Annotated in this window: 24 protein-coding genes; 14 read left to right on the top strand and 10 right to left on the bottom strand. The window is 39.4% G+C overall.

Annotated features, from left to right (window positions below; all coding sequences use genetic code 11):
• Positions 1 to 10 precede the first annotated feature (10 nt).
• The 10 genes from AC1RRY_RS04745 to folE all read left to right on the top strand — a co-directional run bounded on the left by AC1RRY_RS04745 (position 11) and on the right by folE (position 9,640).
• Positions 11 to 868, top strand: a complete 858-nt coding sequence (locus AC1RRY_RS04745; protein WP_492817761.1) for a hypothetical protein — start codon at positions 11 to 13, stop codon at positions 866 to 868.
• A 31-nt stretch (positions 869 to 899) separates the two neighbouring features.
• Complete coding sequence (locus tag AC1RRY_RS04750) at positions 900 to 2,141, top strand: MFS transporter (protein WP_492817760.1); 1,242 nt, start codon at positions 900 to 902, stop codon at positions 2,139 to 2,141.
• A gap of 12 nt (positions 2,142 to 2,153) precedes the next feature.
• Positions 2,154 to 2,696 (top strand): carboxymuconolactone decarboxylase family protein, encoded by a 543-nt coding sequence (locus AC1RRY_RS04755; RefSeq protein WP_492817759.1) that lies wholly within the window; start codon positions 2,154 to 2,156, stop codon positions 2,694 to 2,696.
• A 20-nt stretch (positions 2,697 to 2,716) separates the two neighbouring features.
• The gene (locus AC1RRY_RS04760; protein WP_492817758.1) at positions 2,717 to 3,286 is read left to right on the top strand and encodes a carboxymuconolactone decarboxylase family protein; all 570 of its coding nucleotides are present in this window, start codon (positions 2,717 to 2,719) and stop codon (positions 3,284 to 3,286) included.
• 241 nt (positions 3,287 to 3,527) lie between these two features.
• A complete protein-coding gene (locus AC1RRY_RS04765) occupies positions 3,528 to 4,067 on the top strand; it encodes a hypothetical protein (protein ID WP_492817757.1) in 540 nt (179 codons plus the stop codon).
• A 145-nt stretch (positions 4,068 to 4,212) separates the two neighbouring features.
• On the top strand, positions 4,213 to 6,390 hold the full coding sequence (locus AC1RRY_RS04770) for a TonB-dependent receptor family protein (protein WP_492817756.1): 2,178 nt from the start codon (positions 4,213 to 4,215) through the stop codon (positions 6,388 to 6,390).
• A gap of 58 nt (positions 6,391 to 6,448) precedes the next feature.
• Entirely contained in the window at positions 6,449 to 7,639 is a 1,191-nt protein-coding gene (locus AC1RRY_RS04775; RefSeq protein ID WP_492817755.1) for a DUF3179 domain-containing (seleno)protein, read from the top strand.
• 109 nt (positions 7,640 to 7,748) lie between these two features.
• Complete coding sequence (locus AC1RRY_RS04780; RefSeq protein ID WP_492817754.1) at positions 7,749 to 8,240, top strand: gamma carbonic anhydrase family protein; 492 nt, start codon at positions 7,749 to 7,751, stop codon at positions 8,238 to 8,240.
• 322 nt (positions 8,241 to 8,562) lie between these two features.
• Positions 8,563 to 8,982 carry a 6-pyruvoyl trahydropterin synthase family protein gene (locus AC1RRY_RS04785; protein ID WP_492817753.1) on the top strand — a complete coding sequence of 140 codons (420 nt, stop codon included), beginning with the start codon at positions 8,563 to 8,565 and terminating at the stop codon, positions 8,980 to 8,982.
• Positions 8,942 to 9,640: a GTP cyclohydrolase I FolE gene (gene folE, locus AC1RRY_RS04790; protein ID WP_492817752.1), complete on the top strand. Its 699-nt coding sequence runs from the start codon at positions 8,942 to 8,944 to the stop codon at positions 9,638 to 9,640. Before AC1RRY_RS04785 ends, folE begins: the two co-directional genes overlap by 41 nt.
• Before the next feature lie 58 nt (positions 9,641 to 9,698).
• On the opposite strand, the gene AC1RRY_RS04795 is transcribed toward folE, so the two are convergent.
• Complete coding sequence (locus AC1RRY_RS04795; protein ID WP_492817751.1) at positions 9,699 to 11,510, bottom strand: ABC transporter ATP-binding protein; 1,812 nt, start codon at positions 11,508 to 11,510, stop codon at positions 9,699 to 9,701.
• 213 nt (positions 11,511 to 11,723) lie between these two features.
• Here AC1RRY_RS04795 and AC1RRY_RS04800 point away from each other — a divergent pair, with 213 nt between their 5' ends.
• The 4 genes from AC1RRY_RS04800 to AC1RRY_RS04815 all read left to right on the top strand — a co-directional run bounded on the left by AC1RRY_RS04800 (position 11,724) and on the right by AC1RRY_RS04815 (position 16,206).
• The gene (locus tag AC1RRY_RS04800; protein ID WP_492817750.1) at positions 11,724 to 13,010 is read left to right on the top strand and encodes a Gfo/Idh/MocA family protein; all 1,287 of its coding nucleotides are present in this window, start codon (positions 11,724 to 11,726) and stop codon (positions 13,008 to 13,010) included.
• A 201-nt stretch (positions 13,011 to 13,211) separates the two neighbouring features.
• Positions 13,212 to 13,883 carry a tyrosine-protein phosphatase gene (locus tag AC1RRY_RS04805; protein ID WP_492817749.1) on the top strand — a complete coding sequence of 224 codons (672 nt, stop codon included), beginning with the start codon at positions 13,212 to 13,214 and terminating at the stop codon, positions 13,881 to 13,883.
• 264 nt (positions 13,884 to 14,147) lie between these two features.
• The gene (locus tag AC1RRY_RS04810) at positions 14,148 to 15,632 is read left to right on the top strand and encodes a capsule assembly Wzi family protein (RefSeq protein ID WP_492817748.1); all 1,485 of its coding nucleotides are present in this window, start codon (positions 14,148 to 14,150) and stop codon (positions 15,630 to 15,632) included.
• Between the two features lie 19 nt (positions 15,633 to 15,651).
• Positions 15,652 to 16,206: a hypothetical protein gene (locus AC1RRY_RS04815; RefSeq protein WP_492817747.1), complete on the top strand. Its 555-nt coding sequence runs from the start codon at positions 15,652 to 15,654 to the stop codon at positions 16,204 to 16,206.
• Positions 16,207 to 16,214: 8 nt separating this feature from the next.
• Here AC1RRY_RS04815 and wecB read toward each other — a convergent pair whose 3' ends face one another.
• From wecB to AC1RRY_RS04860, 9 genes are all read right to left on the bottom strand, one after another.
• Positions 16,215 to 17,354, bottom strand: a complete 1,140-nt coding sequence (gene wecB, locus AC1RRY_RS04820; RefSeq protein WP_492817746.1) for a non-hydrolyzing UDP-N-acetylglucosamine 2-epimerase — start codon at positions 17,352 to 17,354, stop codon at positions 16,215 to 16,217.
• A complete protein-coding gene (locus AC1RRY_RS04825; RefSeq protein WP_492817745.1) occupies positions 17,351 to 18,115 on the bottom strand; it encodes a hypothetical protein in 765 nt (254 codons plus the stop codon). Before AC1RRY_RS04825 ends, wecB begins: the two co-directional genes overlap by 4 nt.
• Positions 18,115 to 19,203, bottom strand: coding sequence for a glycosyltransferase (locus tag AC1RRY_RS04830; protein ID WP_492817744.1), 1,089 nt, complete (start codon positions 19,201 to 19,203; stop codon positions 18,115 to 18,117). Before AC1RRY_RS04830 ends, AC1RRY_RS04825 begins: the two co-directional genes overlap by 1 nt.
• A gap of 9 nt (positions 19,204 to 19,212) precedes the next feature.
• Positions 19,213 to 19,746: an acyltransferase gene (locus AC1RRY_RS04835; protein ID WP_492856485.1), complete on the bottom strand. Its 534-nt coding sequence runs from the start codon at positions 19,744 to 19,746 to the stop codon at positions 19,213 to 19,215.
• Positions 19,747 to 19,768: 22 nt separating this feature from the next.
• Positions 19,769 to 20,695, bottom strand: coding sequence for a glycosyltransferase family 4 protein (locus AC1RRY_RS04840; protein ID WP_492817743.1), 927 nt, complete (start codon positions 20,693 to 20,695; stop codon positions 19,769 to 19,771).
• 29 nt (positions 20,696 to 20,724) lie between these two features.
• A complete protein-coding gene (gene asnB / locus AC1RRY_RS04845) occupies positions 20,725 to 22,554 on the bottom strand; it encodes an asparagine synthase (glutamine-hydrolyzing) (protein WP_492817742.1) in 1,830 nt (609 codons plus the stop codon).
• Between the two features lie 46 nt (positions 22,555 to 22,600).
• Positions 22,601 to 23,776, bottom strand: coding sequence for a glycosyltransferase family 39 protein (locus AC1RRY_RS04850; RefSeq protein WP_492817741.1), 1,176 nt, complete (start codon positions 23,774 to 23,776; stop codon positions 22,601 to 22,603).
• A gap of 297 nt (positions 23,777 to 24,073) precedes the next feature.
• Positions 24,074 to 25,240 (bottom strand): glycosyltransferase family 4 protein, encoded by a 1,167-nt coding sequence (locus AC1RRY_RS04855; RefSeq protein WP_492817740.1) that lies wholly within the window; start codon positions 25,238 to 25,240, stop codon positions 24,074 to 24,076.
• Positions 25,237 to 26,193 carry a glycosyltransferase family 2 protein gene (locus AC1RRY_RS04860; RefSeq protein WP_492817739.1) on the bottom strand — a complete coding sequence of 319 codons (957 nt, stop codon included), beginning with the start codon at positions 26,191 to 26,193 and terminating at the stop codon, positions 25,237 to 25,239. The genes AC1RRY_RS04855 and AC1RRY_RS04860 overlap by 4 nt, the downstream gene beginning before the upstream one ends.
• Positions 26,194 to 26,216 lie beyond the last annotated feature (23 nt).

The following is a 26,216-nucleotide window of genomic DNA, read 5'->3' on the forward strand; positions in this document are numbered from 1 at the left end:
ATTTTAAAAGATGATGAGTGCAAAGAATTCAATTTGGATTAACCCGTTTTCAACCAGACATTCCTTTGAAGAAAAGTTGTTTTTCTGGTTGCGTTTCGGAGTGTTTGGTTGTTTTGTAGGACACGGCTTTTGGGGGCTTGTTTTAAAGAAAGGCTGGGTGCCATTCTTTAAGGTATTCTTTATCAATGAGTCGATGGCGTATAATTTCATGCCACTTGTTGGAACGATGGACATCCTTATTGGTCTTATTGTATTCTTTTATCCGAACAGAGCATTGTTGTTATGGGCATCTTTCTGGACAGTATTTACAGCCCTGTTGCGGCCGTCGGCCAGTATGGGGATGTCTGAATTCTTTGAGCGTGCCGGTAATTTCGGAGTTCCGATTATGTTCCTGTTACTGTATGGCTTGCCTGCTACAGGTAAGCAATGGTTTGAGAAACTGAAACCACTATCGGCGGTGTCGTTTAAACAGGCGAACCTGATAGAATGGGTGGCTCGGTTCAGTTTGTTCAGCCTTTTGGCTGGTCATGGTGGGTTGGCTGTATTCATGAACCACCCTACGCTAATAAAAAACATGACGGGCATCGGTTTACCCATGACAGGCTTGAATTTACAGATATTTGGTTTGGTTGAGATTGCACTTGCATTTCTGGTATTGCTTAAGCCGCGTATTCAGGGGCTGTTAGTATTTATTTGCCTTTATAAACTGGGCTTTGAGTTACTCTTCCCGATTGTAGGCAACCCGAGAGATATTTTTGAAACAATTGAGCGTATGGGAGACTATGTATTGCCGGTTATTCTGTTGGAATATTACCGCTCTAAATACGATACCCGAACCAGACATCAATCGATGGTATCTGAAGCCTGATACTGATATTAACCCTAAAACCTGATAAAAATTGGAAAATAACCCGACACAAGAAGTTCTGTCTCCCAAAAACAGAGTATTGGCATTTATTCTTTGCCTGATTAGCTATGCTTTCGGAGGGACTGTTTCCACGCTGATGTCGGTGTATTTGCCGGTTGCTGTTCCTGAACTGCTTCAGGAAAAAGTAAGCGAAGCACGCTTAGGAGAAGTAGGGGCATATATCAGTGCAGTTTCGTTATATGGCTGGATGATTGGGGGTATTCTTTTCGGGATAATTAGTGATAAGATTGGCCGCAAAAAGGTGCTTGCCTTTGTGACAGGCTTATATGGAATAGCAACATTGCTTACAGTTTTTGTACCCAACTGGTATTTACTGATGGTATACCGTTTCTTTTCAGGTATGGGTGTAGGAGGGGTGCTGTTGGTAAGCACGGTCTATATATCTGAAATATGGGTAGAGAAAACCAGACCGGTTATAGTAGGTATTCTGGCAGTTGCTTTTCCGGTAGGTATAGTTGCCTCCGGAGGTTTGAACGTACTTTTTTCAGAGTGGCGTCAGGCTTTCTGGCTTGGACTGATACCAATCGCAGTGGCAGTTCTGATCGGCCTGCTATTACCTGAGTCTCCAAAATGGAAGAACATCCAGAAGGTACAGAAGAATCCTTTTGGTGATTTGTTCAATCAGGACTACCGGCCTAATCTGGTAACAGGCTCAATGATTTTCGGCGCAGTACTGATTGGCTTATGGGGGATTTTCTCATGGCTACCTACCTGGGTTCAGACGCTTTTACCTGTCGGACAGGACGGACAAAAAGAAAGAGGAATAACCATGATGCTGCTCGGCATGGGAGGAATCATCGGAGGAGTTATCTCAGGTTTTCTGATTCGCTCAATCGGTAATCGTAAAACTTTGATGCTTACTTTTATCGGTTGTATCGGAGCATGCTGCCTGCTTTTTCTGACTAATAAAACTTTCAGCACAATTGTTTATGCCGAAGCCGCTCTGTTGGCATTGTGCTTCGGTATTAGCCAGGGAGCTTTATCAAGTTATATACCCGAGCTATTCCCAACGAGCATCAGAGCAACAGCAACAGGTTTCTGTTTCAATGTGGGGCGTTTCTTTACAGCCACAGCCGTGTTTTTTGTGGGAAGTCTGGTAAGTGTATTCGGCGGATTCGGAAATGCGCTTCTTGCGTTTTCGGTCACATTCGTGATAGCTTTAGTAGCGGCATATCGTTCTAAGGAAAGAAAAGCAAATTTAATAAACGCTTAAATCAGATTTTAAATGGCCTATATTCAATTGCCGGACAATGCAGTGGGGATGCGAGGACTAATGGCTTTTCGTCCGCATCTGGCGCCTCATCTGGGGGCTTTTACAGAGGGCATTCTGAGTATTGACGAAGGCCTTAGCAAGGCAGAGCGGGAAATAATAGGCACGCTGGTTTCAAAACTGAACGACTGCCAGCTTTGTGAAGGTGTACATGGAGCCGTAGCGGCCTGTTATCTGGATGATAACGAGACATTGATTAATGAAATTAAAGAGGATTACGAAAATGCTCCGATTGCAGATAAACTAAAGGCTTTATTAGCCATAGCGGCAAGCGTACAAAAAGGAGGTAAGCATGTGTCTGAAACGCAGATATCGCGTGCCAGAGAGTATGGTGCAACAGATATTGAGATTCATGATACAGTCATCATAGCGGCTACATTCTGTTTCTTCAATCGTTATCTTGACGGCCTAGGTGTTGCCCAGATAACAGACCCTGAAGTATTCAGGCAGAGGGGTAGAATGATAGCAGATGGTTTAGGTTATGCACCAAAAAAATAGAATAATTAAAAAGGAAAACGATGGCTCATATCACATTACCTGAAGAAGAACTACTACCCGGTATCAGAGGGTTAATGGCTTTTCGGCCTGACACGGCAAAGCCACTTAATATTCTGGCTGAGGTTTTATTGAGAGACGAAAACAATAGTTTGTCGAGAGGAGAGCGTGAAACCATTGCAACCTATGTATCTTATCTGAACGATTGCCTTTTTTGCCAGAGTGTTCATGGCGCTGCGGCGCAGTGTTATCTGGAAGACGACGGAACACTGATAGGCCAGATTAAGAAAAATTTTGAAGAAGCAGCCATTTCGGATAAGTTGAAGGCTTTATTGGCTATTGCGGGTAGCGTTCAGAAAAGTGGAAGAAATGTATCTGCTGAACAGGTGGAGTCGGCCAGACAAGCCGGAGCCAGCGATAAAGAAATTCATGATGCAGTTTTAATAGCTGCGGCATTTTGTATGTTCAATCGTTATGTTGACGGGCTGGGTACCTGGGCACCTACAGACCCTGAATTATATGTTCCGCGAGGAATCCGCATAGCAGCAGAAGGTTATGCCAACTTTGACGCCATGAAAAGCATTGGTAAGTAATTACCACAAGATTAGTTTTGTTTTAGTTATCAGTTTACAATTGACTCTGTACACCACTTGGTGTGCAGAGTTTCATCGAAAAAAGGCAAGTGACTCCCATAACAACTATTGCTTACTAAAAGAGATTAGTGTTTTGTTTTTAGTTAAAAAATATCAGACTCTGCACGTCTTATAGATGTGCAGAGTTTCGCTAAAAAGAAAAATCTTTGTAAATTTAGAAATTGGTCTTGAATATAATCATTTGAAAAAAATCGCAGCCATCGGTCTTTTATTGCTTCTGCTCTACAATATGTTTGGGCTGACAATAGCTATGCTGCTTTTTGAAGAGAGTTATCAGACGCGCTCGAATGTTATTATTGAAGATAAATGGAAAATTGTAAAAATACCGCACGCAACTGCTACGAAAAAAATAGGGAGTGAAGAGAAAGAAGGGCTGGTGAGGAGCGGGAATGAATTTTACAATGTGATGCACGAGTATTATGAGAATGATACACTCTATGTGATTCTGAAGTCTAACCAGAATGCCCAGGAGCGCTATGATGAACTCACTTCCCTGATTCAGGGGATGTTTGACCCTGACGCCAACACACCGCAAAGCCCATTGAGCAAGGCCGTTAAATTATTCGGCGGCTTACAAAAAATATATCTGTCTAATGAGATTCAGTTCGGAGTTTTCGAGCCACATTCAGAAATAATCCCTCAACGCTTTTATAAGGAACCCCAACTTTCTTATGTTCAGGTGATACACCTGCTGCATTCGCCCCCTCCGGAATTAACCTAATTTTATATACAAGTACCACGGTATAATGTTCCCTCCGGGGAATGTTATACCTATTTCTGTTTATAAAATCAGTGTTAATTTAAGAAACAAAAGAGCGTTGCCATTGCTTGTGATGTGGCTGTTTTGTTTCGTAATAAAATATTATATGAAATCAATACAATTACTAGGAATACTATTGGTATGTTTTAATCAATTATTTGCCCAGCAACCGGATTCAACAAAAGTGAGAGAGTTAGAGCAGGTTAATATTACCGAACAAAGCTATAGAAATACAGTAGAACGCCTTCCGTTGACCCAAGGCACTTATCTTTTAGGTGGGAAAAAGAATGAAATGATAAACGTGTTGGGTCTTGATGCCAACATTGCTGAAAAAACACCGCGCCAGATATTTGCCAAAGTACCGGGAGTATTCGTTTATGACATGGATGGAACCGGTAACCAAACCAATATTTCAACCCGTGGACTGGACCCTCACCGGGGTTGGGAGTTCAACATCCGTGCCGACGGTATTATTACCAATTCGGATATGTATGCGTATCCCGCAAGCCATTTCAGTTTACCGATGGAGGCTATCCAGACTATTCAGTTGGTAAGAGGAACCGGTTCACTTCAGTATGGTGCACAATTTGGAGGTATGCTGAACTATATTTCTAAGCAGCCTGACACTACAAGAGCTTTTAGTTTTGAGACAATCAACGCAGTTGGTTCGTTTGGTTTAGTGAGCAGTTATAATGGTGCAAGTGGAAAAATAGGTAAATTGAAATATTATGGGTATTTTTCAAAAAGACATTCCGATGGTTACAGAGACAATTCGGAAAGTGATTACAGTGGAGAGGCCATCGGTCTGATTTATGAAGCATCGAAGAAGGTTACCCTGAAAGCAGATTTCAAACATTCAAAGTATGTGTATCATGTGCCGGGGCCTTTGACCGATAGTATGTTTTATGCTAACCCTCGTCAATCCAGCCGCTCACGTAACTATTTTAATCCGTCAATCTATGTTCCGTCTTTGTCGGCAGATTTCCGTCTGAGTTCGCGTACTAAGGCTTCTTTGGTGGCTTCGGCAGTTTTGGGCAAAAGAAATAGTGTGCTTTTCGATAAAACCGTTAATATTGTTGATGCTATTGACCCCGCTACCTTGCAGTATGCCAATCGACAGGTTGATATTGATAATTTTAATAGCTATACGGTTGAAGCGCGTTTATTGCATCAGTATCAGTTGGGCAATGTCTCTTCCGTTTTAGTAACAGGTATACAACTGATGAACAACGACCTGAACCGTCAGCAGTTAGGTAAAGGTACTACGGGAACAGATTTCGATTTATCGAAAACCGGAGATTGGGTGAGAGACATGCACCTGAAAACTAAAAATGTGGCCTTTTTTGCTGAAAACCGATTTGCAATAACGTCTAAGTTTTCGGTAACACCGGGAGTTAGAGTAGAGATAGGGGATTCAAAATTGAGTGGTAAAATAGCTTATTATGATGCCAATCAACTACCCACCACTATTTCGCATCATTTCCCGTTATTCGGGTTGAATGCTAACTATGAAGTAGCCGCAAATCAGAATATTTATGTGGGTTTCGCTCAGGCGTATCGTCCGGTAGTGTTTAAGGATATTATTCCGTCGGCTACCTATGAAAAGATTGATAAAAACCTGAAAGATGCTTATGGATATAATGCAGAAATCGGTTACAGAGGCAATACCGAACATTGGAAGTGGGATATAAGCGCTTTCCAGGTTCAGTATAACAACCGCATGGGAATGACTTACGGAACAGAATCTAATGGTAGTTTCTACTATTTACGTACTAACATCGGTGACTCCCGGACAAACGGTATAGAGACCTTTTTAGAATATGATGCCCGTTTCTCATCTAAATCGAGCATTTCGATTTTCACTTCAACTTCATACATGGATGCCCGTTATCAGGATGCAGCCATACGTGTAGGCGACAAAAATGTGAGCGTGAAGAACAACAAAGTAGAAAGTACCCCTGAGTGGATAAGCCGCAACGGAATAACATTCCGTCATACGAAATTAAGCATTACAGCCTTGTACAGCTATACTGCAGAAAGCTATGCAGATGCCCTGAATACCGCAAAACCATCTGCGAATGGCGCTGTGGGTCTGGTGCCTTCGTATGGCTTGCTTGATGTAAATGCAAGTTATCGCCTGACAAGAAACCTGATGGTGAAACTGAATATCAATAACCTGACGGACGAACAGTACTTCACGAAACGCCCAAGCTTTTATCCGGGGCCGGGTGTGTGGTCATCAGATGGCCGCAGCGTGAATCTGACAGTCGGGTTAAAAATATAGATCTTTATTGGTGTTGCCTCAGTTGAGGCAACTCTTATTCAAATTCAACCTGAAAGCAATGACACCTACACTGAGAAACCGTTTGTTTTGGATAGGTACCTTGGTACTTATTCTTCCTGCCTTATTACAGGCGTATTTATTAATGCCATTTCCCGGAAGCCAGGATTTGGAAGCAATCAAATTGACCTATTTTCTGGAGAAAGTCATTCTTCCGTCAAGAATCATTGGTCTGTTATTACTGATTGTTCCGGCATGGTTTTATATTACAAAAGGTACAACCAAACAGAGAATAGGTTTAGGTGTCGTTGTTTTAATAGCTGCGGGGCTGTATTATTTTAGTGATGTAGAGTACCGGGCCGAAGAGATGTTTAAAGAACCGGTAACAGTAAAATTTGCCGGTCAGAAAGACAATCAGGTGCCAGACAGCCTTTTGGTAATGACAGTAGTAAATGGCGGAGTTGCCAAGGCATATCCGATCCGGTATGTGGGTTATCATCATAAAATACAGGATAAGGTTGGCGACAAACCGGTTCTGGTTACTTATTGCACCATGTGCCGCACGGGTCTGGTTTTCAGTCCGGTAGTAGATGGGAAAGCACAGATTTTTCGTCTGGTAGGAGCCAGGCACTACAATGCCGTGCTGGAAGATTCAGACACTAGATCGTGGTGGTATCAGGCTACCGGTGATGCTGTAGTAGGAGAGCAGGCCGGAAAACACCTTGATATTATACCATCAGAACAGGTAACGCTGAAATCCTTTTTTGAGAAATATCCGGACGGGTTGGTTTTTCAACCTGATGATACCTTTAAAGAAGAGTATGATGTGCTGAAAACCTATGACCGCCGTGAACGCAAGGATGCAGATTCATTGACCAATCCTGGTAAAGTGTGGGATAAAAGCTGGGTAATAGGTGTAAGTATTGATGGTAAGAACAAAGCATATATCTGGAATAATTTATTGAAACTAACCACACTGAATGATAAAGTAGGGAATACTCCGCTGGTAATTGCGATAGAGACAGATAAACACTCGTTCCATGTTTTTACAAGAACGGTTGATGGCAGCGTTCTGAATTTTGTACCGGATCCGGCAGGAATCAGAGACAAAGAAACCCATAGTCTCTGGAACTGGCAGGGCGAATGTGTAGAGGGTGAACTGAAAGGCAAAAGTCTGACCAAAATTTACGCCCGGCAGGAATACATAAGGGCATGGAAGCAATTCCATCAGCCTACCGAAATCTGGCCCTGATATATATAGTTAGTATAAGCTCTTTTAATGCTATGAATTTTTTGCTGACTTGCTCAGTGAAAATTCATAGCATTTGTGTTTATTCGTGTCAGATTAAACGATTCAGATAATGACAAATTTTATAGCGCCTAATGCCAGTGTAATGGGCGATGTTTCTCTTGGTGAAGATGTTTCGGTATGGTACTCGGCTGTAATCAGAGCCGATGTTGAAAAAATTGTTATAGGAAACAGAACGAATATACAGGATGGTGCAATTCTGCACGCAGATTTCGGAGAACCAACCATAATTGGAGAAAACGTAACGGTAGGCCACGGAGCTATCGTTCATGGTGCTACGGTTGGCGATTACTCACTGATTGGTATGCGGGCAACTATATTGAACAGAGCAAAAATTGGCAGGTATTGTATTATAGGAGCCAATTCACTGGTAACAGAAGGCACAGAAATACCCGATTACTCCATGGCTGTAGGTACTCCGGCAAAGGTAATCAAGACACTACCGGCAGAAGTGGCTGAAAAATTAGCCATGAGTGCTAATCATTATGTCGAAATGGCAAAAGAGCATCTGTCGGGTAAATTTCCTTTGATACAACCTCAGTAATAGAAATTAACTGATAAAGAATTAAAAGCAGATTTACAGTCACTTACTGGCATGAATCTGCTTTTGATTTTTATAAATAAGTTCTTGATAATCAGTGGGTTGTCGTTTATTTGTTAAGCTATTGTAACTTTTTTCGGGTAATTTTGTTATAGTGTTATTAAACGGGCAAGTATTATAGTACAAGAAATAATTCTCGCAGATTTAGTTTAAAAGTGTTGCTGACAAACTTTCAGACGACTTTTAAACTTTGAGACTAAACTCTGGAAATTTCAAAGATTTGACATCAGGAGTAAGTGCTCAAAGTTATAAAATCATAAAAATAATGAGTTCTAAAAAAGTTGCGGTGTTCAGAAAAGAACATTTCAATGCCGCCCATCGTCTGCATAACCCTGACTGGTCGGACGAAAAAAACGAACGTGTATTTGGAAAATGTAACAATTACAATTTCCACGGGCATAACTATGACCTCGTTGTTCAGGTTATTGGAGAAGTAGACCCGGAGTCAGGATATGTGATGGATTTGAAGCTGCTCAGTGATTTAATAAAAACTGAAGTTCTGGATAAGTTCGATCACAAAAACCTGAACCTAGATACAGAAGAATTCAAAGACATTAATCCGTCAGCTGAAAATATCGCCATAGTCATTTATGATAAACTGAGGGTAAAGCTGCCTGAACATTTAGACCTAAGAATCAGATTATATGAAACAGAACGAAACTTTGTTGAATACCCTGTTATTTGAAGAAGATACTAATGCTACTCTTATTGACGAACTGGGAGACGACCATACCGCAACTGCCGAAGATACACCCATGCGTGCTGATGCATTTGCAATAAATGATGACGAGAAAATAGCCCGTATTGAATACTATTTCCGCCAGATAATGGATACGCTGGGTCTGGATTTAACAGACGATTCACTGAACGGCACACCGAAAAGAGTAGCAAAAATGTATGTGAAAGAGTTGTTTCAGGGCTTGAATCCTGAAAATAAGCCTTCAGTAACACTCTTTGAGAATAAATACAAGTACAATGAAATGCTGGTGGAAAAAGACATTTCGTTTTACTCCAATTGTGAGCATCATTTTGTGCCTATTTTTGGTAAGGCTCACGTGGCCTATATCGCTAACAGTAAAGTGATAGGGTTGTCGAAACTCAACCGGATTGTAGAATACTTTGCCAGAAGACCACAGGTACAGGAGCGCCTGACAGTACAGATAGCGAAAGAGTTACAACGTGTGTTGAATACGGAAGATGTGGCCGTGGTGATGGATGCCAAGCACTTGTGCGTAGCTTCACGTGGGATACAGGATGATACATCATCAACCGTTACGAGCTTTTATGGAGGTAAGTTTCAGCAGGAGGCAACCAAGGCTGAGTTTTTGAAATATATCGGATAAATACTTTTCTTACTATAACTAAAAAGACCTTTTCTGACATCAGAAAAGGTCTTTTTAGTTATACTTCTTCGCCCTGCAATTGTTTTTCGTAAAGCTCTTTATAGGCACCGTCTTTTTTAAGGAGTTCCTCATGAGTACCCTGTTCAATTACTTGTCCTTCGTCGAGCATCAGAATCTTGTTGGCAAGTTTGGCTGAAGACACACGGTGTGAAATAATGACAGAAGTGCGGTTCTGCATAATTTTCTCCAGATTATTCAGAATGATGTTTTCTGTGTTAGTATCCACTGCAGAAAGACAATCATCCAGAACCAATATCTTTGGTTCACGGGCAATGGCACGGGCAATAGAAAGCCGTTGCTTTTGTCCGCCCGATAATGTGATACCTCTTTCACCCAGTTTGGTTTCAAACTTATCCGGAAAATCCATTATGTTTTGATATAAATCGGCGTCTTTCACCGCTTTCACTAACTGTGCATTGGTAATATCAGGTGAGCCGAATCTGGCATTATTCAGAATGGTATCTGAGAAAAGGAACACCTCTTGCGGTACATAGCCCATCTGGCTGCGCACATGCTGAATGTCATAATCTTTAATTGAGGTTCCGTCAATCAGAATATCTCCTGACGTTGGGTCATACATCCTCACAATCAGATTGGCGATAGTACTTTTACCCGAGCCTGTTGTACCCAGGATAGCTACCGATTCGCCGGCCCTGATATCCAGATTAAAGCCTTTTAAGGCCTGAATGCCTGAGTCGGGATAAGTAAAGTTTATATTCCTGAAACTGATATTGCCTTCAATTTCTTTAGTCAGATTTTTTTCAGATACAATGTCGGTTTTTATCTGCAGAAACTCATTGATGCGTTGTTGCGAAGCAGCCGCTCTTTGTATCTGGCTAGAGGTCCAGCCCAAAGCCGTGAGCGGCCATGTAAGCATAAAAACATACATAATAAACTCGGTAATATTACCGGGGGTAAGCCTGCCGGCAATAATTTCCTGCCCACCTATATACACACAAAGCACGGTACTCAATCCAATCAGTAAGGCAATGGTAGGAGAGAACAGGGAATCAAAACGTGTCAGTGATAAGGATTTTGATTTATAAACATTGCTCTCTTTCGTGAACCGCTGCACCGAATCATCCTCACGGGCAAAGGCTTTCAAAACTCTGATACCAGAGAAGGCTTCCTGTACAAAAGTAGATAATTGAGAAAGGCTGCGCTGAATTTCTTCTGAACGTTTATTAACTGTGGTACTTACAAAAAATATACTGGCAGATAATAAAGGCATGGGTAATAAAACCCACCAGGTGAGCCTTTCATTGACCGAAAACATATAGCTGATAACCAATACAACCAACACAAGCATATTCATGAGATACATGATAGATGGCCCGATGTATACTCTGACCTTACTGACATCTTCCGAAATACGCGCCATTAGATCGCCGGTGTTATTTTTTCTGTAAAAGCTCAGCGGCAGTGTTTGATAATGCGCATAAATTTCATTTTTGAGATCATATTCAATATGGCGCGACATCACAATCAATGTCTGCCGAACCGCAAAAAGAAAAATACCTTTCAGAATGGCCATCAGCAAAATAAGTAAGCCATACACCCCGATACTTGTGCTGAACACATCATACATATCTTTTTGTACGGCAGTATGCTCAAACAGAAAGTATACGTCAATGGTTTCTTTTACCAGATCAAGTGCATGCCGGACAACCTGTGCCGGAATAACACCAAAAAGATTTGATATGATGGTGAAAACTGTACCCAGTATCAGGTACCATTTATATTTAAGCAGAAACTTGTTGAGGTAGGCTAAATGCTTCACAAAAAAATCGTTTTGTCTTCTTCCGGACATACTTTAGCCGAAGAAACTGTACAAAGCTAACAGCAATTTTATGAAAATTGTTGCATATGCAGGCAAAGCCTTTAAAATTTATTGAGAACAATTTGAAACCGAGGCTACGCTTCCCCTTTTAGCAATGCGTCTAAATTAACATTGTTTGTTGTTGAGTATTTTTCTAAATTGTATGCGTAAAATATTCACCCCTCTACTATAATAAGCTTAACAATGAAAAATACTTTAAATCGCCGTGATTTTATCAGGCAAAGCAGTGCCGCAGCTTTAGGAATGGCCTTATTGCCAGGCTTTGTACGAAAGGTAGCGCCAAGTGACCGCCTGCGTGTGGCGCATATAGGGCTCGGCGGCATGGGTAACAATCACCTGAACTGGTTTGCAGCCTTACCGGAAGTTGAAGTAGTAGCCCTTTGCGATCTGGATTCAGATCATCTTAACTCAAGCCTTAAAAGCCTGCAGAGCAAACAACCCGGTACTAAAGCGCAAGGCTATGCCGACTTCAGACATATTCTTGACCGCAAAGATATAGATGCTGTTACCTGTGCCACTCCTGACCACTGGCATGCCCAAGTGGCCATTATGGCGTTTCAGGCAGGCAAAGACGTATATGGCGAAAAACCACTTTCATACAATGTAAGAGAAGGCCAGCAGATGTTGAAGGCCATGAAGAGGCATGACCGGATTTTTCAATTAGGTACACAAATTCACGCCGGAGACAATTATCACCGGGTTGTAGAACTAATAAAAGCAGGAGCGATTGGCAAGGTACACACTGTCCGGCTATGGAAAACGGGTTTCCCTCCGGTTTTAGGGCCAGCCAATTATCAGAATCCTCCGGCATCACTTAACTGGGATATGTGGCTGGGACCCGCACCATTTGCTCAATATACACCTGAGCGTTGTCATTTCACTTACCGGTATTTTCTTGATTATTCCGGAGGTGTGTTTCAGGATTTCTGGAGTCATATTGCTGATGTGGTGTGGTGGGCAGTTGAACCGAAGGGTCTCACAACTATTAAAGCAAAAGGCGAGGCCCCTGATGGTATTGGTGACGCTCCGAAATGGATTGACATAGATTATCAGTTTGATGGCCTGAAATTGCACTGGACATCGCAACCGCCTGCCAATGTGCCAGGTGCAGATAAAATGGGTATTGGTGCTTATTTTGAAGGAGACAAAGGCACCTTGTTGTGTGATTACGGCTCGCGCGTGATAAACATCAATGGGGTTGTGATGAAGGATATTCCTGAAATACCGGTAACAATAGCACGTTCACCAGGGCATCAGCAAAACTTTGTAACGGCTGTGAAGAATCGTACTTTGCCTGAGTCAAATCTGGAATATGCCAGACAGATGACCATGCCTATGCACCTGGGTTTAATTTCTTACAGGCTTGGAAGAGAATTGCACTGGAATGCCAGAAGAGAGAGATTCAGACATGATTCAGAAGCTAATGCCCTGCTTTCAAGGGAATATCGCAAAGGCTGGGATTTGATTTAAGAGAGGTTAAATGCGGTTTTTGATACAGGCGCATTCTTTGTATGTCCAAATATGTTTGTTTCTGAAGTTTTAGTACTAAAGCATCAGAAACAAACGTTACCGGATAGCTTGCCATAAATAGTGCTTATTATATGCCGAATGTGGAGTTTATTTAAAAAAAGTAGCAAGAAAAACTCAATTTTTGAGTTTTTAAGTACAGATATGCATTCACATCTGTTACCTGATGTTGATGATGGCGTGAAAGGTGAAATTATGGCTTTAAGCTTTATTAAAGAACTGAACAGGCTCGGGTATAAGAAGTTAATAATTACGCCGCATATTTATAGTGAGTTTTATCCCAACAATAAACAGGATTTATTAAACAGGTTCGAAATATTAAAAGCCGGTGTTAAGGAGGAAGGGTATTCAATTGAGGTCGGATTAGCCGCGGAATATTATATTGATAATAAATTTAAAGAACTGGTACAGAATCATGACCTTTTAACATTTGGCGATAAGTTTGTATTGGTAGAGACATCCTTCATTAGTTTACCACTAAATTTTGAGTCTATATTATTTGAGCTTGTTACTTCGGGTTACAAGCCTATTCTGGCTCACCCGGAGCGATACAACTATTTATCAGGGAATCTTAAGTATTTCAGGCATCTGCACGAAAGGGGTGTTAGCTTACAGATTAATCTATTATCCCTGACTGGTTATTACGGACGCGATTCGTATAAGATCGCAGAATATCTGTTAAAAGAAAAAATAGTATCTTATATCGGCACCGACTTACACCATGAACGGCATTTGAAGCTGATTCAGAAAATTGAATTCCCGGATACTCTCATTCGGCTTTTAGAAAGCCAGCCTATCTTAAACAGCCAGCTTTAAGATTGAGAACAAAGTAATCATAGCCATTTAATAACTTTCGCATTTTTTTTAATTCAAACAAGACCACAGATTTTGTATTCTGGTCTTTAAAGAACTACATTAGTCTGAATTCACATATAAATAATACAAGGTATCTTTTTCAATACAAATTCATACTTACTTTGCTGATATAAGCTGACTAGTGTCTAGACAGCGTCTGCTGTTAATAGGTACGTCCGACGGTTCTCTGGTCATTAACATATTCATTGTTTATGTCTTAGCTTTATGAAAATACGTTCATTGATCATTTGTATCGGTTTTTATATTTTAGGTATCAGAAACAGCGGTGCCCAGACAACAAGTGCTTTTCGGAAATTTGAGTTAGAAGCAGGAGGTTATTCTTCAACAAGCGCGAATCTTCCGTTTTGGTTGAGAGCCAATCAATACGGAGAAATACCGGTTGAATCAAATGCATTTACGCTTAGGGGGCAACTGGAAAAAGACTATGGAAATACCGACTTTGATAAGAAATCAAAAAACTGGTCGTATGGATACAAAGTCAGAGCTGTTGCTAATTTAGGTAAAAACAGCCAGTTTGTGCTTCCGGAAGCATACTTCAAAATCAGGTTTAAAGCCTTAGAACTTTATGCCGGCCGCAAAAAGGAAATATTCGGGCTTGCGGATACCTCTTTGAGTTCAGGATCATTTATATGGTCAGGCAATGCCCTGCCTGTTCCTAAAATTCAGATATCTATTCCGGAGTATACGCCTATACTCAGAAACAAACTCATTTCGATAAAAGGTAATTTTACTCATGGCTGGTTTGGGTCTGCCGATTCAACTAAAAATTACTTTCTGCATCAAAAAAGCCTCTATTTACGAATTGGCAAGCCTTCATGGCATGTTAATGTACATGCCGGGGTAAACCATCAGGTGCAATGGGGTGGGAGGCCCACCGTTCCGTTTATTCAGGGAGGAACAAATACATATATAGATAAATACGGAAGTAATCCCGAAGCATATTTTTATGTCGTAACAGGTATACCTCTTGCGCACGATGGTAAATTCTACAGTGGGGATCAATCGGGAGAAGGTGGGAATCGTCTGGGTAATCATTTAGGTACAATTGACTTTGCAGTTGAATATAACGATAGTAGGGTGAATGTTTTTTTGTATAAGCAGTCTATTTATGAAGACGGATCTTTGTCTGTTTTAACTAATATCTCTGATGGCTTATATGGCGCTTCTTTAGCGCTGAAAGAAAAAACAAGCGGAATTCTGAAATTCAATTTCGAGTTCCTTGACACAAGGAATCAGGGAGGAGGATTGTCTTCGCTTGGTGTAACCATCCCTCAATTGCGTGGGAGAGACAATTATTTCAATAACGGAACCTATGAGGACGGATGGGTTTACAAAAGAAACACCATTGGTACACCGTTTCTGATGCCAATGGCTAATTCTCCATTCCTTGTAAAACAGTTTGGCTCGGAGAAAATCAACCCTTATTATATTTTAAACAACAGAGTAAAAGCCTACATCCTTAGCGCTTATTCGAAAGTGAAAAATGTAAGCCTGAAAACAAGAATTTCGCTAAGTGAAAATTCAGGAAGTTACTTTTATACATCAATTGACGTTACACAGGTGTCTTTAATGCAGCAAATATCTTTTCCGCTGAAAAAATACATTATTGATGCAAACGTGGGTTACGATAATTCAGGATTATTCGATAATAATATAGGTATCGTTTTATTGGTGAAACGCTACTTTTAATTTCTAAATAGACTCACATATGATGAGATATTTTACGCTGGTATTAATCATTTTCATCTCTTTCAATTGCATGGCCCAAGCCGAATTGGCCATGCACAGTATAGATTTGTATGATGGTCATTCAAAGAGTGATTCATTAACTTATAAGCGGGTTTTTCTTAAGTCTATAATCAGGCAGAAAGGACAAAAGCAATCCTTTAGTCAAATTCTTGATTTGTATGAAACATCACCTAAAGCGAAGGCAAAGTATAAAGCTGGAAAATATCTTTCGCCGGTAGCAATTGTTTCTACACTTGGAGGGGTGGGTCTTACTTATGTAGCTTTAAAAGGTAATGACAGGTCAGGAGTTGTAAGAGGTGTAACCTATGGCTATAAGGAAAGAAGTTTACCCAGGCTGATGATCGGTTTAGGCTTGTTTACCGGTGGACTTTGTTTGTTAGAGTATTCTAACGAGTTGATAAAAACATCGGTAGAAGTTTACAATGCGCAAAAAAATAATAAAACCGGTATAATCAAGAGCTGGGAGTTGGGCCTGACAACAAGTAATAGTATCGGTCTGCGAATAAGATTCTAATCGTTACTTCAAGAAGAAGCGAGTAAAATATCAATAATCTTGGTGGCAGCGTTACCATCGCCATAGATATTCTCAAATGTAATTTCCGGAGATTCGGTGAAATGTTTATAGGCTTTTAATATTTCTTGGGGAACCGCCTCACATAATATTCCTGCTCCATTGGCTACAATTTCAACCCACTCTGTCTCGGAGCGAACAATAATACATGGCTTCGAAAAGAAATAGGCTTCTTTCTGCAAGCCGCCTGAATCAGTAATTACCAGCCTTGCGTTTTTCTCTAACAGAATCATGTCTAAGAAAGAAGCAGGGGGTAAAAGGAGTATGTTTTTATTCTGATTTATTTCTTCCCACAGAGCCGGGTCGAGAAGTGTACTTGCTTGCTTGTGCGTGCGAGGATGCAATGGTAACACCACCTTTGTTTCTTTGGAAACTTCTAACAAAGACCTGAAAATACCGGTGAGTCGTGCAATATCATCAGTATTGTTGTTTCTATGTATGGTCGACAAAACGAAGCCATTTTCTTTTAAAGAAAGCCTGTTCAGGATATCACTTTTCTTTGATGCAATTTCAGCAAAATAAATGCTGTTGTCATACATCACATCGCCTATATTAAATACGCCGGGGTTATCTATAGTATAAGGAGGCTGGGCATTTACCTTGAAGCCTTCTTTCTGTAAATTATTGAACCCTGTTATAGTAGGTGTAAACAATAAGGTGGATACATGGTCAGAGACAATTCGGTTAATTTCTTCGGGCATGCGCTTATTATAAGAACGCAACCCCGCTTCTATATGCACAATCGGGATATGAATTTTGCATGCAGCAATGGCTCCGGCGAGAGTAGAGTTAGTATCGCCGTAAATTATTAAAAAATCGGGTTGCTCTTTTAGTAAAATTTCTTCTATCCCCTCAATTATTCTGGCAGTTTGAATGCCGTGCGTTCCGGAACCGACGTTCAGGTTATAATCCGGTAGAGGGATATTAAGTTCGTCAAAAAACACAGCCGACATGTTTTCATCATAATGCTGGCCGGTATGAACAATTACCTCAGTAATTTGATGGCTGAAATGATTACTGATAGCTCTGCTTAAGGCAGCTGCCTTGATTATTTGTGGTCTTGCCCCTATAATGGTAAGTATCTTTTTCACAGATCGGCCTTTTTTACAAAGAAATATTTCTTGATGAGATTCTTGGCGTTTTGAAAAACCAATTCCTTTACCCATAACGCAGGGTTGTTAGTCCAACGTTGAGGATGAAATGTAAACATTATTTTTTCCGGTAATCTCCCTTCCTTCACAGCTATGATAATGTCATCGGTACTATGAAAAACCATATCATACGATGTTTTTACTTTATCCCGTACACTCATAACAGACCCATCCCATCGCCGTCCTGTATCTGTCAGATAAAAAACTTCTTCAAAATTTACGTCAAAATAAGGTTCACCTATAATGCCGGAATCATGGTAATTGTAGTGTTTCCACAAATCTTTTGAATCAAACTCAGACATCGGGCTGCCATGCATACAAATAGTTGATACCGGAGCCAGTTCTCTTAGTTTTTGAAGGTTATATTTAAAGTCATTTATACCTGCCTCGAAATTACCCCTGTGGGTTGTCAGGTTTTCGTAATGGTAACCGATTTCATGCCCTAGTGACGCAATCTCTTTTATAATGGATTCATCCCAGCTTTCAGGAACTGCTCTGAAGTAATATACACCTTTTATCTGGTTTTGGTGTTGGATTCTGGCAAACAAAAGAGAGTTTTGAGGTAGTGCATCTACATCATGGCGAAGTACAACAACCTTTTGAAGCGGGTTTTTAAGGAAATCTTCAAAGGTTTGAAAGTGATAACCACGCTCAATCAAGCTTTTAAGTAATTGCTTATATTGTGTTACTGTAAAGTCCATTAGCGAAAGTTATATTGATATTCCGGTTGTTTCTTCATTGTATCTTTACTTGAGGGATAATTCTCAATAAACCAGATGAAAAATTGCAATACATTTATTTTCTCTGCAATCATTTTGCTTTGCCGGTTTTTGTACATTTCTGAGAGTGCGTCGTCTTCAACCATTTTTTTTACAGTTTCCAGAAACTCATCTACCGCTGTGGTTTTAAAACTGGTTGTAAGCTGATACTTGTATTCAAGTTCGTTCAGCACGCCTATTTCGTCTGCAAAATCGTTGAACCTCACGCCGGGTGTACCAAGCAGGGCTGACTCTACCGCCATTGATTGGCTGTCGCCAACGTACATTTTGGCAAAAGACAACGCATGATGAATTTTAGATGGATTAATGCTTAATTTATATTGCTGGAATTCAGGTGGTAAGGCTCTTTCAGATGATATATAAACCTTACCATGCGGCTCAAGAATAGCGATTAATTTACTCGCCAGGCTATTGTCTATTCCCGTCCTGTTTTCGTCATGATACGCTGCCAGATTTGTAAACCTCAATATGAAGTAATCGTTCTGAGCCAGGTCTCCAATCTCTTCTATTTTGGGAAAGAATACCGCAGGATGCAAATAGGCCAGTTTGTGGAAACCATCGTAACCTATTTTTTTATACGACCATTTACCTGCATTACATGATTGAGGAGATAAAATGACATTGACGAACGGATAAGCAATTTTTGCGAATTGCGGAATAATCGACACGTCGTCTTCACTAAATACGAATGACGGAATATTGAAAAATTTACCCAGATGAGTCAGCGACGGTTCAGAACCTAATAATACATCTGGTTTGAAAGTACGGATTATAGCAGATATTCTACGGTATTTTCTTAAATAGCTGTTGGCTATTGATAGATAACTATTTTTGCGGAGTTCCGGTAGTACGTTGGTAAAACTGATTTTTTCCTGAATGCAGAGGTCTTCCAGAATATCTTTTGTTCGGATAAGTACTTTGCACTCGTGGTTTTTTTTCTCAAGCTCTGTTATTATATTTTTAAATAAATGGTAGTGTGCCGGATGCCCCAAAAAAATTAAAACTTTCATGCAGGTTGGTTATTCAGTAGGATGCTTTATGTTTTTAATGAATTGTGCAGGGTTTCCACCTACAATTGTGTAAGGAGCTACATCTTTTCTTACAACTGATCCGGTAGATACAATGGCACATTCACCAATAGTAACACCGGGTAAAATAACTACATTAATGGCAATCCAGGCGCCGCGCTTAATATGAACAGGCTTTATTACGTGTGACGATTCCCCCATCAAATCTCTCAGAGGTGCTGTAGGGTTAGAGTGCGTAAGAATATAAACCCCACCAGCCAGCGAAACATCATCTTCAATAGTAATAAGATCGGGCCTTACCCGGTCGAGTATATTGCCACCACCCAGAAAAACATTTTTTCCTATTTTTACTCCTCTCCATCGTTCCAGTCGGCATCGATTCTTTGCTCCGATCGGAAAACGTGTCATGGCCATCCATTGAAGAAGCTTACCCATAAAAGACTTAATCAAACCACCAATTCCCTTTGCTTCCAGATTAGCAGTACCTAGTTGATTTTGTGCCATCTGTAGTATCTTTTTTTCCATAGAGGTATCTGATGCTAGCTTTTCAGCTTTTCAGGACTATTTTGTTGTAAATTTCTATTATTCTGTCGGCCAATATATCATTTGCAAGATATTCAACTTTTTCCCGTCCATTAGTTCTGCCATTAAAATCGAGTGCTTTCAGCAGCGCACCGGCAACATCGTTGGCATCGTAAGAAGTTATGTAGCATCCGTCTGTATCTTTAGTAATAAACTTTACGTCTCCCACGTCTGTTGAAACGATAGGGCAATTACAAGCCATGGCTTCTTTTATGAATTGTGGCGAGCCTTCCGAAAAAGATGTCATTAGGGCGACATCACTTGCATTGAGCAATAAATTAACTTCTTCGCGCGAGTAACCTTTCAATTCTACCAATTCAACATTTTCATTTTTTAGTAAATCGGTTGCTTTTTTTGCCAGAGGGTAATTCTTTTCAAAGTTTGTAAAAGAATTTGAAAAGAGTATCAATTTTTTATCAATACTTAGTTTAAGGGTTTCTCTGGCAACGGTTTTATCAATTGGAAAGAATACATCGAGGTCAAGTCCACACGGAATTACAGTTTTTTTTGTTTCGGCATTTATCCGCTTCGGTAAGGCTTCAGACACAAAAATAGAATGTTGTGACAAGAGATAGGCGATACGCGAAAAAAGTTTGTTTCTTTTTAGGTTAATATCGCTTCCATGAAAAGTTGTGATTACCGGTTGCTTGAATTGAAGATTAGCCAAGGCCCCAGACAAACCATAATGCGCATGAATAATGTCAGGGTTAAACTCTTTAATTTTCCTGCGGTAGGCTGTCAGGTTTTTCAAATATCCTAAAAAACCTTTCCCGTGTATAGAGAAAAAATCGATCACTATACCCTTTTTGGCAATTGAAGAAGTTTGCTCTGCTATAAACGGACTTATCTCGAATAAATCCGAATTCCCACTTACTACGTATAGAACTTTCATTTAATGATTATTTCTTATTGCTTAACGAATTAGAAGTTTTGTAGAAACGAATCAATATGAATCAGTTTCCAAATCTCCTGGGCAATATTAATTTTCTTAGTCGAATGCAGCTCTAGTCTTTTTTTGTAAGTATTCAGGTCAAAATAATCAACTTTTAGAGTTTTAAGGTTTTCTATTGCATTACGCGCTTTCTCTTTGAAAAAGGGGTGGCGTAACCATTCATCAGCCGGATTGGCAAAGCCAACTTTATCTTGTCTTGTACGTATTTTTTCAGGTAGACTACCTTTCATGGCTTCACGCAAAATCCATTTGGTGTTACCATCACGAATAAGATAACTCGTTTGAGTTGATAAAGTTTTTTCAACAAGCCTGTAATCAAGAAATGGATTCCGGGCTTCAATAGAATGGAACATGCTACTCAAATCGACCCACTTTAATAAATGTTCAAGTTTAGACTCAAAATGCTGAACCAGTGAGTCTTTCAGTAATCGGGGTGAGTAAAGATCTTTATTAAGGCTGGATTTAGTGATTTGTTCTTCGTAAAACGATGGATTCATTATTTTTACCCGGTATTTCATACCTATTTGTTTTAAAAGCTGAGGCGATAAATAGTATATCATACCAATAAGTGGATTCAGCGACTTATGATTTCTTAAATATGCCACAAGTTCTCTTGAAAATCCTGAAATTTGCCTGGATTGTAACAATTCAATAAAGAAACTTGCAAAGAAAATCTGATACCCTGCCAATTGCTCATCAGCTCCCTGTCCATCTAGAATTACCCGGATGTCCTTCGAAGCTTCTTTCATTATTTTAAATTGCGAATAAATACTCAGGCTGCTGGCGGGTTCAAAATAGCAATTCAGGAAAGAGTCATAATCATCAATTAATGATTCCTGAGTAGGATAAATATAATTGATTTTGGTCAAAAGACCTTCAAATTCTTTAATATAGTTTTGCTCGTCACCGGGTTTTCCCGGCCCATAAACCGCAGAATATGCCTGGATATCTTTATTTGCCAATCCATTTATTAGCGTTGATGCAATAGATGATGAATCTAAACCACCGCTCAGGCACATGCCGACAGGCACATCGCTTCTTAGTCTGAGACTAATGGACGATTTGAATAGATTGTAATAATCGGTGCTATTATGCCAGCCGTCACTTATTTTTTCTGACAGATTATACCAACGATTTATTTTCAGTTTTTTTTCTGTATTGACTATCAGAGAATGCCCATGAGAGAGCTTTTTGATTTTATCTACAAAAGTATTTTCTGTGTGATCAGTACGATTATAAGCTATGTAATCAAAAACCATTGTCCGGTCGGGACTCAAAGATACATTCAGCCTTTTTAGATATTCAAATATTGGTTTTAGCTCACTGGCAAAAACAAATTGTTTATCGTCAACGTAATAATAAAAAGGCTTAACACCGAAACGATCGCGCGCACCGAAAATTTCCCTGCTCCATTTGTCATAAATAACGAAGGCAAACATTCCGTTGAAGTGCGACATGCAGTCTTTTCCCCATTTCCTGAAAGCATTAAGAAGAACCTCAGTGTCTGTTTGTGTTTTAAAGGTAAAATGTGCCGATAGTTCTTCTCGTAATTCCAGATAATTATAAATTTCGCCATTGAATACTATTACATATCGGTCGTCATCTGAAACCATTGGTTGATGACCTGCCGGAGATAAATCCAGAATGCTTAATCTTACAAACCCAAGGCCTATATTCTGATCGATAAAAGTTCCTTTATCATTCGGGCCTCTGTGTTTTTGAATGTTCATCATCAACCTTACATCTTCCTCATCCACGCGCTCTGAATTGAATTTATAAATGCCATTAATGCCGCACATGGTTGCAATTTATTATATGTAAATAATAGGAATAATGTTTTCTTTTTTAGAATCTACCAGCTAATTTGAACCAATTCCAACTAATAACTAATACCGACAAGAAAGTTAAGTACAGAATATATCTGTTTTTATTGACTGCATTTACCTGTGTTATGCCATGCGCCGCAAATATGCTAATAAAAGGTAAAACAGGCAGGTGGAAGCGTTCTGCAAGTGCAAAAGTACTCATGGCAATAATAAACAGATAACTTATGATGAATCCAAGTAAAAGAAGGTTTGATCGGAGTAGTTTTTCTTTATATAAAACAAAAAGGCTGAGGAAGAAAAAGAATCCCAGAATATTCCTTACGAAATACCCGCCATTTAATAACATCTGATTTTGCTGAGTTTCTATATTAACAAGAGTAGGAAAAGGGCCTACAAAAACCAGCGGTGCAAAAATAACAGTGCTACCATAAGTGGCAAGTCTGTTACCGTCTTTTCTGATAGTGCGCGAAGCCATGCCTACCTTCTGGTTGGTATCCGACTTCTCAATATATTCATCAATGTTTTTCTGGATAGTTCCTCCTAATACAAAAAATGCAACCAGGCCTATCCAGATATAAAGGTTTACCTTTTTGCCTATACTAATAGTTCTTCTGTGCGCAAATAGCAGAGCTAAACCGAATGAAAAAAAGGCAGATACGGCAAGAACAGTTCTGAAAAAGAACAGAGATATACCAACCGATGAAATAATTATCAGCGATTGTATCGTGAATCTCTTTGAGTGTAAAAGAGAATCGGCTCTTTCAAAGAAAACTACTGTTAAGAATATCATTTCGGTCTCTTTCACATGCAGGCCACAATAGTAAATTAAGTTTGGTGAAAGCATGCATAAAATACCTGCAATTCTACCTACTGTTTCTCCGAAATTTCTTGTAGCCAGCTTAAAAATCAAAACACAGGTAATTGCCCCGAGTATTGCTTTTACTATTCTTATAAGCAATATTGATTGACCGAACACATAATACATAACGGCCAGATAATAGGGGTAGCCCATATCCGAATAGTTAGTGCCTACGTGCTTATAAAACTCTGTCAGATCATTTTTTTCTATCATAGTAGATACCCAGGCAGCCAGCTCATGATATCCTGCCGAATCTCCGGCATCGAATTCGAAGTGTGTTCCTGTTAATATTTCATAAAAGAAGTACATGAACACAACATAGATTAGTCGAATCATTAATGACCATCGGAATAATTTCTTTCTGAAAGTGAGTGCAGAAATCTTATTCCATGATTTTGAAATTGAGTTTGAAACCGCAAAAAATAGAGCTACTTCAATCAATCCAAAGGTGATCCATAAAGCAGGCAAAACTTTAAAAAAAGCAATGGAGCACAGGATTAGCAATAAAACATAGATGTATATTGCTTTTTGCGTGAAATATTTCGGAAAGTGAGCAACCATTTAGCTTTAATGTTAGAACAGGAATAGACAGATAATTGGATTCTGATAATTCAATTACGGTTTAATACCAAGTCAGGGAAAAATTACATATTGATATACAGAAATGACTTCTTCAGAAATATTCTTCCACGTGTATTTTTGAGCATTGCTACGATTCTCTTGCGACATCAGCCATCTAGATTCTTTAGTATTTATTAACTTGATGATATTGTCTGCGAAGGTTTCAGTATCTCCAAAATCAGACAACAAGCCATTTACCTCATTCGTTATTATGAAAGGAATCCCCCCCACGTTTGTTGCTACAATAGGTTTGCCTGCGGCCATAGCTTCACAAAATACGATGCCTTGAGATTCTTCTTCGGAATGTAATACAAATATTGCTGAATTTGCGTATAAATCTAATATTTCTGTCTTTTTTGCATCAGGCTTAATATTTATACTTTCATTTAAACCTAATTCGTGTATCCGTCCAATCATTTTATTGTAATACGCTAGATTAGATAGTGTACCTGCAATTGTAAGAGAGGCATTCGGAATTACTTTTCGAATTTTTGCAAAGGCATCAATCAAAAATAAATGCCCTTTTCGTCTGTCTATTGCTCCCACGGACAGAAGTTTATTTTCGGATAAGACATGGTTGGGTAAAAAAAAATCAGGACTTATACCTTGCGGAATAACAAAGCAAGTTGGTACACGAGTTATTTTCCACTCTTTTCGGTATGTCTTTATAGTATTGAATACATAGTGTGTGTCAACCATAAAAACAGGACATATACAGAGGAAAACAAATTCAGTAAAACTCTGGCTTATATACTTTAAAAAATTAACGAGTGATCTGTTTTTTTTCCAGATGTTTTTTTTCTCTATGTGAGCCAGGCCGTGAACAGTTACTACAGTTGGAATTTTATTAAACTTCAACATTAAGTACAGAATAAACATGTAGATGCTTAATGAATGAATGTGGCATATTTGCGGGTCTATTTTTTTTATAACAGATAGTTGCGCCGTTGTTCTAAATATAGCAGCTAAGTTGTTTTTAAACTTTGAACGAAACCGGTGAATCGTAAGGTTGTCTGTTCTTTCCTGATAATCTTCACTGATTCCGAAACGGGGGAAATCTAAAACATAAACTTCATTATTCTTAGCCAATTCATTTGAAATACCGTATACAGAAGCCTCTACACCTCCTTTTATATTGTCGGTATTCAATGGATATAAGCCTATCTGAACAATTTTCATTTAAAAGACGCTTTAATTCTTTTCATTTTTTGTTTTAGCCGTGACCCCGCTTTCAATAAGCTAAAGTATATTTTTAATAAAGTAACAGGAGTTTGATATTTTATTCGGATAGACATTGGTTGTTGAGCCCAATCAACCTTTTGAAGTTCTGATTTTGCTGAAGAATGATACTTGGTTGTCAGATAATAAGGGAACATAATATATACTCTTAGTTTATCTAAAAGAGTTTTTAAGTCTTTATTGATTTGTTCTTCTTCTGATAGATATTCCAGGTTCCACATCACATGGCTTTCCGGTTGATGAATATTCCCTACGGCTCTATTTGATAATTCAACATCCTGATTGTAATAAGCGAGTTTCTTGTTTACAAAAGCAACAGGATACTTGAGTGCAATTCTAATCCATAAGTCGAAATCTTCTCCGAATTTCAAGGTTGTAGAAAAACCCTTCTCTGATTTAAAAGTATACTTTGGAATTACTACACTGATTGATGTCAGCGGCATGCATAACGTTAGGGCATAAACCTGTAAATAATTAATTAATCCAATTTCAAAAGCTGGGGCAAGACCAATAGGAGCCTCTTTACTGTGGTTATTTTTTATTAGAAAATAACCACATCCATATATTCCGGCTTGTGGGTACAGATCAATTAATGACTTCATGGTCTCTAAAAAACCAGGAGCCCACCAATCGTCAGCATCTAAAAATGCTATATAATCAAATTTCGATAATGCTATGCCTTTGTTCCTGGTTGCAGAAACACCAGCGTTAGCCTGCTCAATTAATTTAATTCTGTTATCGCCTATGAGTTTTACGACTTCCGTCCCTTTATCGGTTGAACCGTCATTTATAATAATTAACTCAAACTCAGTGAAAGATTGAGAAAGTACCGACAAAATGGCTTTTTTGATGTGCTTTTCCTTATTATAAAGAGGAATTACTACGGAAAACATGTTATTAATTAATAAAACTCAAT

It is taken from the genome of Emticicia sp. GW821-FHT11C11, from assembly GCF_058808615.1.